Below are 12,695 nucleotides of genomic sequence, written 5' to 3' on the forward strand. Positions count from 1 at the left end.
CCGAATCTTGTCCGTATCCATTCATCGCAACCTCCTTGGCTGAAGTGTTGCGACGACCGGTTGAATCCGCCCTGGGTCGCCCGGTCAAGCCGGGCGATGACGCGGTGTGTGAGGCCTCACCCGAAAAACGTCTCGAACAAGAGTTTTACGTTCAGCGCCACGATGATGCCCGCGACGATCCACGCCACCGCGGCGACCGAACGGGAGATCGCGAACTGGCCCATCTTGCGCCGGTCGGAAACGAACTTCACCAGCGGGATCACCGCGAACGGCAATTGCATCGACAGCACCACCTGGCTGAACACCAGCAACTGGCTGGTGCCGCGCTCGCCATAAAACGCGGTCACGATCACGACCGGGACGATGGCGATGCCGCGGGTCAATAGCCGCCGCGCCCAGCTCGGCAGGCGCAGATGCAGAAAACCTTCCATCACGATCTGGCCGGCCAAAGTCGCCGTGACCGTCGAATTCAGGCCGGAGGCGAGCAGCGCCACCGCGAACAGGGTGGAAGCGATGCCGAGGCCGAGCAGCGGCGACAGCAGCTCAAACGCCTGGCCGATTTCGGCCACTTCAGTGCGGCCGCTCGCATGGAAAGTGGCGGCGGCGACGATCAGGATCGCGGCGTTGATGAACAGCGCCAGCATCAAGGCGATCGTCGAATCCGTCGTCGCCCATTTGATCGCCTCGCGGCGGCCCTTGTCGTTCCGTTCATAGGCGCGGGTCTGCACGATCGAGGAGTGCAGATAGAGATTATGCGGCATCACGGTGGCGCCGATGATGCCGATGGCGATGTAGAGCATCTCGGGATTGGTGACGATCTCGGTCGAGGGCAAAAAACCCTTCAGCACCCCGGCAACCGACGGCGCGGCAGCCACGATCTGGATGCCAAAGCAGACGGCGATGACGATCAGGAGCGCGATGACGAAGGCTTCGAGGAAACGAAAACCCTTGTTCATCAACAGCAGCAGCAGGAACGCGTCGAGCGCGGTGATCAGCGCGCCGCCGATCAGGGGAATGCCGAACAGAAGTTTCAGCGCAATCGCGGTGCCGATCACTTCCGCCAGGTCGCAGGCGATGATCGCGGCCTCGCAGGCCACCCAGAGCAGGAAGTTGACCGGTCGGGAAAAGCTGGCGCGGCAGGCCTGCGCGAGGTCGCGGTCGGTGACGATGCCAAGCCGCGCGGCGAGCGCCTGCAGCAGGATCGCCATCAGGTTCGACAGCAGGATGACCGAGAGCAGCGTGTAACCGAATTTCGAACCGCCCGCGAGGTCGGTGGCCCAGTTGCCTGGGTCCATGTACCCGACGGAGACCAGGTAGCCGGGGCCGACGAAGGCCAGCAGCCGGCGCGACCAATGTCCGCCAAAGGGCACCGAGATGGTCGAATTGACCTCGGGCAAGCTGCGCTGGGCGTCAGCGGCGGCATCCGCGCGCCAGCCGGCGGCAGTCGTATCGGTCATCGGTACACTCTCAGTCGAGGGCTTCGGACCCAATGCGGGCGTTCGGGCGTCCATTTCGCCAAGATGGCCGATATCCGCCTTTATTGCAACTCATTTGCAACTGCATCTAGCAATCACGAAAATGATACCAGCGCGACCTCTGGAAAGCACTGAGGAAGTGCTTTATGATTACACTATGGTCAAGATCCCGGTCGAGACGCCCACGGCCACGCTGCGATACGCCCTCGCCCCCGACGAGGCCGGCATCGCCGCCATCGAGGCAACCTTTGCCGCCTACGACCGGATGATGGCGATCCTCGCCGAGGTTGCACCTGTCGGCGCCAACCTCGTCGCCCTTCATGCCCAGGCTTACGAAAAAATCCGCATCGAGACCGGCCTGCCCGCGCGGCTGGTGACGCTCGGCCTGCGCGACCGCGCCGGCTATGTGGCTGATGCGGCGATGCGCCGGATTCCACTCGACGACAAGTTGTTTGCGATCAAGGGGCCAACTTCACTGACCATTAGCACTGTCCAGGGACGCGTCTTGGTCCCGTTCGATGTCCCGGGCTACCTTGCCGGCTGGGAAAGTCCCTTCCCGGCTCACTTGGTCTCGGACGGCCACGCTTACGAAATCCAGATCGCCGTCAAATCGAAATCAATACAACCGGAGGAGAAGACCATGCTTCACGAAGGCATTCTAGCGCGCATGGGCCGGCTTCTTGCCGCCATCGCCAGCCAAACCATCGACAACGCCGAGAACAGCAACAAGCTCGCGCTGGTCAAACAGGCGATCCGCGAGATCGACGCCGGCGCCGACGAAGCGCGCTATGCGCTCGGCAAATCGCGCGCCGAGGAATTCCGCCTCAAGCGGCGGCGCGAGGAGCTGGACGCCGAAGTCGCTGCGTTGACGGAAAAAATCCGTCTCGCCATCGCGGAAAATCGCGAAGACCTCGCGCGCGCCGGCGTTGCACGGCAAATTGATCTGGAATCCCAGACCATCGCGCTCGAACGCGCGATGGATTTCGTCGAACTCGAAATCGATGAGCAGACCAAGGCCTTGCAGGCGATGCTTGGCGCGCGACGTGAAGCCGAAACCCGTCTCGCCGATCTCGAAGCGAGCCTCCTGCAGCACGCGCCACTTGAACCCGGCCGGGCGGCTCCGGCGACTAATACGATGAGTGCCGATCGCGCCATGGCGGCGATCGCACGCGTCACCGGCGTGCCCGCCTCCAGCGTTCTCGGCGACAGGGAGCTCGACGAACTCGACCGGCTGCATCGCGAAAAGGAAATCGCGGCGCGGCTTGAAAGGATCAAATCGCAACAATGAGCGCCCTGACCGACCTCCTGCTGGCGCCGGACGTGCGGCCTTTCACTGTGGCCGCGGCAATCATGGTGACGCTCGGCGGCATCGAATTGCTGACGACGCTGGTCGGATTTTCGATCAGCGAACTCCTCGGCAAGGATCTCGCGGTCGAGGCCGACAGCGACAGCGGCCTCGGCGGCATGTTCTTATGGGTCAACGCGGGTCGCCTGCCGCTGTTGATCCTGATCATCCTCGCGCTCGGCGTGTTCTCGATCGCAGGATTTTTCCTGCAGGGCCTTGCGCACGGTGCGGGGCTCTCGGTCCCCGCCTCGATCGCGGCGCTCGCCGCTGCGGCCTGCAGTATCCCGGCCATCCGCGTCACCAGCCGCGGCATCGCCCGCATCATCCCGCGCGACGAGACCTATGCGGTGGACGAGGCCGATTTCGTCGGCCACGTTGCCGAAGTTTCGATCGGCCCGCTCGACCAGGGACTGCCCGGCCGCGTCCGTCTCAAGGATGTCTTCGGCAACTGGCATTCACTGGTGGCGCGCGCCAGTCCCGATTCCGCACCGCTCCCGGTCGGCGCCAGCGTGTTGCTGGTCGACCGTGACGCCAAGAGCTTCATCGCCATTTCCGCACCCGCCGACCTTATTGCGCAACAACGTTCAGACAGGGCTTAAACATGTGGGAACTTGCAGTACCCGTCGCTATTGGCGTCATTGCCGTTCTTGTTATCGGTCTCCTGCTTGCCAAACTCTACCGCCGCTCGACGCGTGACGAAGCCTATGTCCGCACCGGCCTCGGTGGCCAGAAGGTCGTGCTCGACGGCGGCTCGATCGTTCTTCCGGTTTTCCATTCCACCGCCGCGGTCAATTTGAAGACACTGCGGCTCGAGGTCGCCCGCGGCGGGCCGGACTCGCTGATTACCAAGGACCGCATGCGCGTCGACATCGGCGCCGAATTCTATCTGCGCGTCAAACCGGATAGCTCGTCGATCGCGCTCGCCGCGCAGACGCTGGGCAGCCGCACCAACAATGCCGGCGAGCTGCGTGAACTGATCGAGGCCAAATTCGTCGACGGCCTGCGTTCGGTGGCCGCGACCATGAACCTCGAAGAGCTGCAGGAGCAGCGCGCCACCTTCGTCAAGTCGGTGCAGGAGGCGGTCGGCGCCGACATCCAGAACAACGGCCTCGAGCTCGAGTCAGTGTCGCTGACGCGGCTCGACCAGAGCGACATCAAGCATTTCAACCCGAGCAATTTCTTCGACGCCCACGGCCTGACGACGCTGACCAAGATCACCAGGGAGCGCGAACAGGAGCGCAACCAGATCGTCCGTACCACCGAGGTGAATATCGCGCAGCAGGACCTCGTCGCCCGCCAGACCACGCTGACGATCGAAGCCACCAAGCGCGAGGCGGAACTGGCGCAACAGCGCGACATCGCCAACAAGACCGCCGCCATGCGCGCGCAAACCGCCCAGGTCGAGCAGACCGCGCTGCAGAACGAGGCGGAATACCGCATCCAGCAGGAACTGGCGGTCGCCAACAAGCAGACCGAAGCCAACCAGTTGCGCGACACCCGCAAGATCGAAGCCGATCTCGCGGTGAAACGCCGCAACACCGAAATGGAGCGCGACCTGCAGATCGTTGCCCAGGAAAGCGCGATCGCGGTTGCCACCAAGAGCAAGGAGCAGTCGGAAGCGCAGACCATCGCCGAGACCGCGCGGGCGCTGGCCATTGCGGCCGAGGAAAAGGTCACGACCGCCCGTGCCACCGAAATCGCCGAGCGCGACAAAATCATCAACGTGATCGCGGCGCGAAAGGCGGCCGAAACCGAGGCAATGCCGATCACGGTGATGGCGGAGGCCGAAAATCAGGCAGCCAACAACAAGGCGGAAGCCATCAATGTACTGGCACAGGCGGATGCCAATGCGGCCACCACCCGGGCCGCCGGCGTCAAGGCGCTCGGTCAGGCCGAGGCGGAGGTCGCCATGCTCAAGGCCGAGGCGCGCAACAAGCTCAGCCAGGAAATGATCGACTACGATATCAATCTCGCCCGCATCAACATCATTCCGAATGCGCTAGCCGAAGCGGTCAAGCCGATCGAGAAGATTTCCGACATCCGGATCTTCGACACCGGTGGCCTGCTCGGCCGCGGCAGCGGCAATGGCGCCATGAACGGCGGTGGCAACGGCCTTGGCCTCGGCGACGGCCTTGCCGCGCAGCTGCTGTCGGTCTCGGCCTTCAAGCCGATCATCGACAAGATCCTCGCAGAAGGCGGTTTTGCCGCCGGTCCTGACGCGCTGACCAGCCTGACCAACGCGCTCGCCGCGCAGCAACTGGCAAATCCCGCCGAACCGCCTCCCGCGGTCGATGCACATGACGTGGTGACGCCGCCGGCGACCATCTCGGGAACGGGCAAGGCGACGCTCGGACCCAAATCCTGATCAGGCCGCCTGATCCGCCGCTCCAACTGAAATCGAAACAGGCCCGCCGCGGTTCACGCGGCGGGCTTTTTCTTGTGCAATTCCCTCCCGCCCCTTGTCGGGAAACGGGTGGGTTCGATCGTCCTGCAGTCAGACAATGAGGACAGATCGAATATCAGGGAATTTCGCCATGTCCGCCGCCGCCGCGCCTCGCCTGCCCGCAACGTTCAACCGCCTAGCCTGGTCCAACCTCGCCGCGCAGTCGGCCGAACAGATTGCGCTCGCCGCGGCGCCCATCGTTGCAGTGCTGCTGCTCGGTGTCGGCGAAGGCCAGACCGGGCTGTTGCAGACCGCACTGACGCTGCCCTTCATCCTGTTCGCGATCCCTGCAGGCCTGCTCGCCGACCGCATCTCGCGGCGCTGGGTGATGGCAAGCTCCGAGGCGCTGCGGGCGGCCGCGCTTGCCGGAATTCTGCTGCTGATCTGGCTGGGGCAAATGACGCTGCCGCTGCTTTCGCTGCTCGGCTTTATCGCCGTCTGCGGAACCGTCGCCTACAGCGTCGCCGCACCCGCGCTTGTACCGTCGCTGGTGACCTCGCAACAACTGCCCGCGGCGAACGCGCGGATCGAACTGGCGCGGACGATCGCGTTCGCCAGCGGACCGGCGCTCGGCGGCGTGCTGGTCGGATGGGTTGGCGCGGCGCCCGCATTCGGCTTCGCCGCGGCGTTGTCGGTGATCGCGGTCGTGCTGCTGTCAGGCATTTACGAGCCGGCACGCGCCCCCGGTCCGCGCCGCCATCCGCTGCAGGAAATCAAGGAAGGCGCCGCGTTCGTGCTGCATCATCCGCTGCTGCGGCCGGTGTTCATCACGCAGTTCATCTTCAACACGGCGTCGTTCCTGCTGCTTGCCGTATTCGTGCCCTATGCCGTGCGCCGCCTCGACCTATCGGCTACCGGCGTCGGCGTAACGCTTGGGATGTATGGCGTCGGCATGGTCGTTGGCGCGCTCGCGGCGACGCGGGTGATGAAGCTGCTGGCCTTCGGAACCGTGATCGGGCTCGGGCCCGTCACCGGCTTCGTCGCCGCAATGGTGATGGCGCTGACGACCATCGTGCCGACGCCATGGCTGGCGGGCTTAAGCTTCTTCCTGCTCGGCGCCGGTCCGATCCTGTGGGTGATCTCGACCACGACGCTGCGGCAATCGGTGACGCCGCCATCGCTGCTCGGGCGCGTCTCCGCCATCAACATCATGAGCTATGGCGCCCGCCCGCTTGGCTCCGCGCTTGGCGCCGTCGTCGGCGGGCTTTATGGCGCGGAAACATGCCTCTATCTGGCGGCGGCGATCTTCGGCGCGCAGGCGCTGGTGATCTGGATTTCGCCCGCGGTCTCGCTGGCGCGGCAGCCGGACATGGTGGGAGAAGCGGCGGGCGCAGTGCGGGCCTGCTGAGCGGTTCCCGTCATTGCCTGCGACAAACGCGAAGCGTTTGCGCAAGGGAGCGATAGCGACGAAGCAATCCATGCCTTTGCCGGGTCATGGATTGCTTCGCTTCGCTCGCAATGACGGCAGTTACCAGCAATTTATTCCAAACCTACTCCCGCCTACTGGCATTTTCTCATCTCGTTTTATATGATGGTTGTCATTCCAAACAAAAGCGGAACCCGCCATGACCGACCAGATCGCCGCGATCGACGCCAGCCCCCGTACCGAGGCCTCCTCGACCGTCCTGCAGATCGCCGTGTTGGCCGGCCTTGCCGCGACCGGGACGCTTGCCACCAACATCCTGCTGCCGTCATTGCCGCAGATGGCCGCGTCGCTGAACGTCACAAGCGCGGCGGTCACATCGGCAATCACGATCTTCCTGGCCGTGTTCGCCGTCGGCCAGCTCGCGGTCGGGCCGATCTCGGACCGTTACGGCCGCCGCTGGCCGGTCCTGATCGGATTCGCCGTCTTTTTTGCCGGCAGCGTCTGGTGTGCGCTGGCGACCGACCTGACCAGCCTCTTGATCGGCCGCGTCATCCAGGCGGCGGGCGCCTGCGCCACGTCGGTCCTGTCCCGCGCCATCGCCCGCGACATGTTTTCGGGCGCCGCGCTGGCACGGGCAATGGCGCTGATCATGATCGCGATGGCGGCGGCGCCCGGCTTCTCGCCGTTGCTCGGCGGCGCGCTCGACCACACGTTCGGCTGGCGCTCCGAGTTCGTCCTGGTCGCGGCCTTTGCGGCGCTCGGCGCCGTCGCCTATGGCGCCGTGTTCGGCGAGACCCATCACGCAACGCGTACCCCGCTCGACCCGCTCGCGATTGCCAAGAACTATTTCGGCCTGATCGCCGACCGCCGCTTCCTGGTGCCGGCCGCAACCGTCAGCCTGATCATGGGCGGGCTGTTCTCGATGTTTTCGGCGGCACCGCGAATCCTGATCGAGGCGATGCACCTCACGCCGATCCAGTTGGGCCTGTTCTTCGCAGGCACCGTATTGATCGTGTTCGCCGCCGGCATGCTCGCGACCAGACTAGCCCCGCGCTACGGGCTCGACCGCTCGATCCGGGGCGGGCTGCTCACGGCCGCCGCCGGCAGCATCGCGATGCTGCTGGTCGCGCTGTACAGCCCCACTCTCCTTTCGTATCTGGGCGCCCTGAGCGTGTTCCTGCTCGGCATGGGCATCGTCAATCCGTTGGGGACGGCGCAGGCGCTGTCGCCGTTCGGCGACAGAGCGGGCGCGGCATCCGCGCTGGTCGGCTTCTGGCAGATGATGACGGCCGCCATCGGCGTCTGGCTCGCAGCCACGATCTCGCACGAGGCGCTGTTCGCGCTTGGTGTGGTGCTGACGGTGTTCTCGCTGCTGGCGGTCGGGCTCTACACGCTGCGAGCCAAAGCCTAGAGCGGGATGACTTTTCTTCGAATCGTCATCCCGCTCTATCTCTTTGATTTGAGCATGATCTTTTCGGAAAACCGGTACCCACTTTTCCGGATCATGCTCTAGGGGCGCATGAACATGAAATCCGTCCCGGGATCGCAATTCTCGGCAACGAAGCGAAGCTCCGACTGAACGTCAGCGACTTCCCTGTTTTCGAGATATTTGGCGACGACGAGACCGAGCAGCGCGCGGCAGACACTGTCGACACCTTGCCCGGTGCTGTCCGCTTCCGCGACGGCCGCAGAGAAATGACGTTGCGCGATTTCGGTTGCGGACATTCAGGCTTCCATTGTTAGCGATAGACCAGGATCGGAACCGCGCTGTGGGTCAGCACTTTCAGCGTTTCGCTGCCGAGAATCGCCGATACTCCGCGCAGACCGTGCGAGGCCATGACGACCAGATCGCAACCATTGTTTTTCGCGGTGTCGACAATCGCCTCATACGGCTTGTCATGTTCGACACACAGCGCGCTGCAGGCGACACCGGCCTCGGCGGCTTCGTTCCTGATGCTGTCGAGATATTTCGCGGTCTGCGTCGCGACCAGCACCTTGTATTGTTCGAGCGCCGCCGAGGCGGCAGTGGGATCGACCACGAGCGAGGTCAGCGGCGTCGAGACGACAAGGGCGCTGACCCTGGCCCCGATCGCTTTCGCCAAGGCTATTCCATGCCGCATCGCAGCCTTCGACAACTCCGAGCCGTCGGTGGGAAGTAAGATATGCTTATACAAATTGCGCCTCGCCCCTGCTTTTGCAGCAGATTTGAGACGGAAACCGGGCCGCACGCATTGATGTGAATCAAGCCTGACGCCCGACTGGAAATTCGGCGTCAGGAGGCCAGATACCGCTCGTACTTCCCCGCCACCACTTCATCCGCGGCGATGTCCGGATCGAGCGTGTAGAGGTCCTGCGCGCGGCCGATGCCGCGCAGCGCATAGCGGCCGGTGGACACCAGGTAGTTCCGCCCCGCGGCATCGAGGCCCGCGCGGAACGCCGAGGACATCAATAGTTCCCGGTCGACCGAGCGGCACATCGAGGCGATGCGGCTGACCTCGTTGACGGCCGGCCCCACCACGGTGAAGTCGAGCCGGTCATCGCTGCCGATATTGCCGTAAAACACCTCGCCGACATGCAGGCCGACATGGGCTGACGTGACCGTGCGGTTTTCGGCCGTGCGGCGGGTGGTGAGAGCCTTCATGTTGCGGCGGAAGCGATGTTCGGCGCGCAGCGCGGCGCGTTTTGCCACCGCCATGTTGTCATGCATGTTCTCTTGGGTGAACATCGCCAGCACGCCGTCGCCCATCAGCTTCAGCACCTCGCCGCCGGCGTCATGAATGGCGTCGATCGAGGCCTGCGCATAGTCGTTGAGGAACGGGATGATCTCACCCGGCTCGATGCTCTCGCTGATCGCGGTCGAGCCGCGCAGGTCGGAAAACCACAGCACCGCGTTGATGCGCTCGGTGACGCCGCGCGCGATCCGCCCGCGCAGCACCTGTTCGGCAGCGTCGCGCCCGAGATAGACCCGGCCCAGCGTCTTGGCGATGTCGGCCTGCGCTGCGGATTTGATCGCAAGGCCCAGCACCGGCACGAGGTCGCGCAACGCCGCCAGCCCCTGAGCGCCAAAGCCCTCGTCGCGCCGGGTCACAAAATAGGAATAGACGCAATCCATCTGCCCCATGGTGCCGGCCTCGCCGAAGCGGTGCGTATAGGCCACGACATGCTTGTGACCTTTCTCGGCCAGATCGCGGGCGAATCCGTATCGATGTGAAGCGCCATCGGCGAGGTCGATCGGCATCTCCTCCACGCCGCTTTCGAGCATGTGATAGAAAACCGAGTTCTGCCAAGCCTGCGCGGCTTCGCCCTCATTGGTCGAACCATATTCGAACGCGTCGCTCTCGTTGGTCTGGGTGTCGTTCCAGCGAAAGCCACGGCCTTCGAAAATCGGGTGCAGCGTGTCGATGAAGACCATCCCACGCGACAGGCCGAGCCCCTCGGCGCAGCAGCGCTCGCAGAAGCCGCGGATCAAATCGTTTTCGGGCAGGCCTGTGAGGCCCTGGCTGACCAGCCAGTTCATCAGGCGCAGACGGGGGGCAAGTTCCATACGCTGATTATGCCGCGCAATGGTGATGAGTGAAAGCCTCGCCCCAATCAACGCTTCGCGCGCGCGACCGCCTCGCCGTCTTCCTTGACGAAGGATTCGACAGGGTGATCGAGCAGGTCGAGCACCAGTTCCGACGGCCGGCACAGCCGCACGCCCTTCGGCGTCACCACGATCGGCCGGTTGATCAGGATCGGATGCTCAAGCATGAAGTCGATCAGCTCGTCGTCGCTCCATTTGGGATCGGCAAGGCCGAGTTCGGCATAGGGCGTGCCCTTCTCGCGCAAGAGCTCGCGTGGCGAGATGCCCAGCGCCCCGATCAGTTCGACCAGCCGGGCGCGGCTCGGCGGGGTCTTCAGGTACTCGATCACCTCGGGCGCCTCGCCGCTCTGCCGGATCATCGCCAGCGTGTTGCGCGAGGTGCCGCAGGCGGGATTGTGATAGATCGTGACGGTCATGGCCGAGCCTCCCTTTTCTTTCCAGCCTCGCCTGCCCCGCGCAGCAGCCAGTTCATGAAAATCAGCGCCACAACCGCGCCGCAGAGTTCGGCTGCAATGAAGCCGGGAAGATCGGCAGGGCGAATGCCCGAAAACGTATTGGTCATCGAGCGCGCGATGGCAACGGCCGGATTGGCAAACGAGGTCGAGGCGGTGAACCAGTAGGCCGCCGTGATGTAGAGGCCGACCAGCCACGGCACCGCGGTGCGGTTGAACCTGATACCGGCGAGGATGGTCGCAAGAAGGCCGAATGCGGCAACGCCCTCGGCGAGCCATTGCGCGCCGCCGGTCCGCATTTTCAGCGAGGCGTCAATCAGCGGCAGCGCGAACATCGCATGCGCCACCATGGTTCCGGCGATCCCTCCGGCCACCTGCGCGAAGACGTAACCCAGCGCATCACGCGGCGTCAGTTCGCCCTTCAAGGCAAAGACCAGCGATACCGCGGGATTGAAATGCGCGCCCGAGATGGGCCCGAGAATGGTGATGAGAACCACCAGGATCGCGCCGGTCGGCAGCGTATTGCCGAGCAACGCCAGCGCGATATCCTTCGTCAAGGTTTCGGCCATGATGCCGGAGCCGACCACGGTCGCAACCAACAGCGCGGTGCCGAGGGCTTCGGCGGCGAGCCGGCGCGGCAAATCAAATTCGGACATCAGCTGGCCTTCTCCTGGCCTGAGGTCGAGCCGTCGCTGCGGCCGATGTCGCGCAATCTGGCCCCAAGCGACAGTTGGTCAATGCTTTCCAATGGCAGACTTGTGAAGGCGGCGATTCGATTCTTGAGATAGCGGAAGGCCGCGACAAAGGCCGCTTCCTTCTCGATGTCCGTCCCCTCAACCGCCGCCGGGTCTTCAATCCCCCAATGCGCCGTCATCGGCTGTCCGGGCCATAGCGGACAGGATTCGCCGGCGGCGTTGTCGCAAACCGTAAAGACAAAATCCATCACGGGTGCATCGGTGCGGGCAAATTCTTCCCAACTCTTCGAGCGCAAATCGTCAGTGGGGTAATCAAGGCGGTTCAGAACCTTGATCGCAAATGGATTGACCGTCCCCTTCGGCTGGCTGCCGGCGGAGAAGGCGCGGAAGTTGCGGCGGCCATCCTTGCGCAGGATCGATTCCGCCAGGATCGAACGCGCGGTGTTTCCGGTGCACAGGAAGAGAACGTTGTAGATGCGTTCAGACATGCGCTTTCCTCCTTGTCTTTGGCGGACAGCAAGGCGTGAGGTCTTCAATCAGCGGCCCGCAGATCTCAGGCCGCCCGTCGCAGCAGTCCCTCAACATGAACAGCACCACGGCCTGAAAGGCCTTGAGATCCGCACGATAGACAATCGAGCGGCTGAAGCGCTGCGCCGTCACCAGCCCCGCACGGGACAGGATCGCCAGATGCGACGACATGGTGTTTTGCGGCACGGCGAGTGCCTTGGCGATGTCGCCGGCGGCGAGCCCATCGGGTTCGTGCTTCGCCAGCAGGCGAAACACATCGAGCCGGGTCGACTGAGCAAGCGCCGCCAGCGCGAGGATGGCTTGTTCCGATTCCATATATCCAGACTTATCGATATAATGTCCCCTGTCAACCCGAACGCAAAAGCCTGCCCTGAACCATATTTCGATGATTCTAGAAATACCGTTGACGAGTCAGGATTTGCGTGAGAGGATGCCCGCATGAAAATCGACGACGCCGCCGCCCATCTCGAAGCGCTGGGCAATCCGACCCGGCTCAAAATCTACCGCGCGCTGATCCGCGCCGGTGATGCCGGGCTCGCGGTCGGCCGCCTGCAGGAGAAACTGAAGATCGCACCCTCCACGCTATCCCACCACATCAAGGCCTTGGTAGTGGTCGGCCTCGTGACCCAGGAGCGCGACGCGACCACGCTGATCTGCCACGCCAACTACGAAGTGATGCGGGAGCTGGTGGGGTTTCTGGTCGCGGAATGCTGCACTGAAAGCGCCGAAACCACCGATGCCAAGACTGCGGCATAGCGGGCCGCGTTTTTTCGATCTTTATTTCGATAATTCTAGTTTTACGGGAGGA

The 12,695-nt window shown here is 63.9% G+C and carries 14 protein-coding genes; 6 read left to right on the forward strand and 8 right to left on the reverse strand.

Features of this window, described 5'->3' with window-relative positions; translation table 11 throughout:
* Positions 1-116: 116 nt before the first annotated feature.
* The gene (locus JQ624_RS25475) at positions 117-1,511 is read right to left on the reverse strand and encodes an Nramp family divalent metal transporter (protein ID WP_212421667.1); all 1,395 of its coding nucleotides are present in this window, start codon (positions 1,509-1,511) and stop codon (positions 117-119) included.
* Between the two features lie 121 nt (positions 1,512-1,632).
* Here JQ624_RS25475 and JQ624_RS25480 point away from each other — a divergent pair, with 121 nt between their 5' ends.
* From JQ624_RS25480 to JQ624_RS25500, 5 genes are all read left to right on the forward strand, one after another.
* A complete protein-coding gene (locus JQ624_RS25480) occupies positions 1,633-2,763 on the forward strand; it encodes a PspA/IM30 family protein (RefSeq protein WP_212421668.1) in 1,131 nt (376 codons plus the stop codon).
* Complete coding sequence (locus JQ624_RS25485) at positions 2,760-3,419, forward strand: OB-fold-containig protein (RefSeq protein WP_212421669.1); 660 nt, start codon at positions 2,760-2,762, stop codon at positions 3,417-3,419. The genes JQ624_RS25480 and JQ624_RS25485 overlap by 4 nt, the downstream gene beginning before the upstream one ends.
* A 2-nt stretch (positions 3,420-3,421) precedes the next feature.
* The gene (locus JQ624_RS25490) at positions 3,422-5,185 is read left to right on the forward strand and encodes a flotillin family protein (protein ID WP_249130071.1); all 1,764 of its coding nucleotides are present in this window, start codon (positions 3,422-3,424) and stop codon (positions 5,183-5,185) included.
* A gap of 169 nt (positions 5,186-5,354) precedes the next feature.
* The gene (locus JQ624_RS25495; RefSeq protein ID WP_212421670.1) at positions 5,355-6,611 is read left to right on the forward strand and encodes an MFS transporter; all 1,257 of its coding nucleotides are present in this window, start codon (positions 5,355-5,357) and stop codon (positions 6,609-6,611) included.
* 217 nt (positions 6,612-6,828) lie between these two features.
* Positions 6,829-8,040, forward strand: coding sequence for a multidrug effflux MFS transporter (locus JQ624_RS25500; RefSeq protein ID WP_212421671.1), 1,212 nt, complete (start codon positions 6,829-6,831; stop codon positions 8,038-8,040).
* A gap of 98 nt (positions 8,041-8,138) precedes the next feature.
* Here JQ624_RS25500 and JQ624_RS25505 read toward each other — a convergent pair whose 3' ends face one another.
* From JQ624_RS25505 to JQ624_RS25535, 7 genes are read right to left on the reverse strand one after another with little or no spacing between them, the layout of a single operon-like run.
* Positions 8,139-8,354, reverse strand: a complete 216-nt coding sequence (locus tag JQ624_RS25505) for a hypothetical protein (protein WP_212421672.1) — start codon at positions 8,352-8,354, stop codon at positions 8,139-8,141.
* Positions 8,355-8,368: 14 nt separating this feature from the next.
* Complete coding sequence (locus JQ624_RS25510) at positions 8,369-8,857, reverse strand: universal stress protein (RefSeq protein ID WP_312014490.1); 489 nt, start codon at positions 8,855-8,857, stop codon at positions 8,369-8,371.
* A 44-nt stretch (positions 8,858-8,901) separates the two neighbouring features.
* Entirely contained in the window at positions 8,902-10,173 is a 1,272-nt protein-coding gene (locus tag JQ624_RS25515; protein WP_212421674.1) for an adenylate/guanylate cyclase domain-containing protein, read from the reverse strand.
* 47 nt (positions 10,174-10,220) lie between these two features.
* Entirely contained in the window at positions 10,221-10,628 is a 408-nt protein-coding gene (arsC, locus tag JQ624_RS25520) for an arsenate reductase (glutaredoxin) (protein ID WP_212421675.1), read from the reverse strand.
* The gene (locus JQ624_RS25525) at positions 10,625-11,320 is read right to left on the reverse strand and encodes an MIP/aquaporin family protein (protein ID WP_212421676.1); all 696 of its coding nucleotides are present in this window, start codon (positions 11,318-11,320) and stop codon (positions 10,625-10,627) included. Before JQ624_RS25525 ends, arsC begins: the two co-directional genes overlap by 4 nt.
* Positions 11,320-11,847, reverse strand: a complete 528-nt coding sequence (locus tag JQ624_RS25530) for an arsenate reductase ArsC (RefSeq protein ID WP_212421677.1) — start codon at positions 11,845-11,847, stop codon at positions 11,320-11,322. The genes JQ624_RS25525 and JQ624_RS25530 overlap by 1 nt, the downstream gene beginning before the upstream one ends.
* Positions 11,840-12,202 (reverse strand): helix-turn-helix transcriptional regulator, encoded by a 363-nt coding sequence (locus JQ624_RS25535; protein ID WP_212421678.1) that lies wholly within the window; start codon positions 12,200-12,202, stop codon positions 11,840-11,842. Before JQ624_RS25535 ends, JQ624_RS25530 begins: the two co-directional genes overlap by 8 nt.
* A 123-nt stretch (positions 12,203-12,325) precedes the next feature.
* On the opposite strand from JQ624_RS25535, the gene JQ624_RS25540 reads away from it, so the two are divergent.
* Positions 12,326-12,643 carry a helix-turn-helix transcriptional regulator gene (locus JQ624_RS25540; protein WP_212421679.1) on the forward strand — a complete coding sequence of 106 codons (318 nt, stop codon included), beginning with the start codon at positions 12,326-12,328 and terminating at the stop codon, positions 12,641-12,643.
* Positions 12,644-12,695 lie beyond the last annotated feature (52 nt).

Origin of the sequence: Bradyrhizobium sp. AUGA SZCCT0283, assembly GCF_018130385.1 — a bacterium.
GTDB lineage: Bacteria > Pseudomonadota > Alphaproteobacteria > Rhizobiales > Xanthobacteraceae > Bradyrhizobium.

Excerpts from the sequence above, each read along its gene's own strand:
- JQ624_RS25475 (WP_212421667.1), bottom strand. The coding sequence starts at position 1,511 with ATGGACGCCCGAACGCCCGCATTGGGTCCGAAGCCCTCGACTGAGAGT.
- JQ624_RS25480 (WP_212421668.1), top strand. The coding sequence starts at position 1,633 with ATGGTCAAGATCCCGGTCGAGACGCCCACGGCCACGCTGCGATACGCC.
- JQ624_RS25485 (WP_212421669.1), top strand. The coding sequence starts at position 2,760 with ATGAGCGCCCTGACCGACCTCCTGCTGGCGCCGGACGTGCGGCCTTTC.
- JQ624_RS25490 (WP_249130071.1), top strand. The coding sequence starts at position 3,422 with ATGTGGGAACTTGCAGTACCCGTCGCTATTGGCGTCATTGCCGTTCTT.
- JQ624_RS25495 (WP_212421670.1), top strand. The coding sequence starts at position 5,355 with ATGTCCGCCGCCGCCGCGCCTCGCCTGCCCGCAACGTTCAACCGCCTA.
- JQ624_RS25500 (WP_212421671.1), top strand. The coding sequence starts at position 6,829 with ATGACCGACCAGATCGCCGCGATCGACGCCAGCCCCCGTACCGAGGCC.
- JQ624_RS25505 (WP_212421672.1), bottom strand. The coding sequence starts at position 8,354 with ATGTCCGCAACCGAAATCGCGCAACGTCATTTCTCTGCGGCCGTCGCG.
- JQ624_RS25515 (WP_212421674.1), bottom strand. The coding sequence starts at position 10,173 with ATGGAACTTGCCCCCCGTCTGCGCCTGATGAACTGGCTGGTCAGCCAG.
- arsC (WP_212421675.1), bottom strand. The coding sequence starts at position 10,628 with ATGACCGTCACGATCTATCACAATCCCGCCTGCGGCACCTCGCGCAAC.
- JQ624_RS25525 (WP_212421676.1), bottom strand. The coding sequence starts at position 11,320 with ATGTCCGAATTTGATTTGCCGCGCCGGCTCGCCGCCGAAGCCCTCGGC.
- JQ624_RS25530 (WP_212421677.1), bottom strand. The coding sequence starts at position 11,847 with ATGTCTGAACGCATCTACAACGTTCTCTTCCTGTGCACCGGAAACACC.
- JQ624_RS25535 (WP_212421678.1), bottom strand. The coding sequence starts at position 12,202 with ATGGAATCGGAACAAGCCATCCTCGCGCTGGCGGCGCTTGCTCAGTCG.
- JQ624_RS25540 (WP_212421679.1), top strand. The coding sequence starts at position 12,326 with ATGAAAATCGACGACGCCGCCGCCCATCTCGAAGCGCTGGGCAATCCG.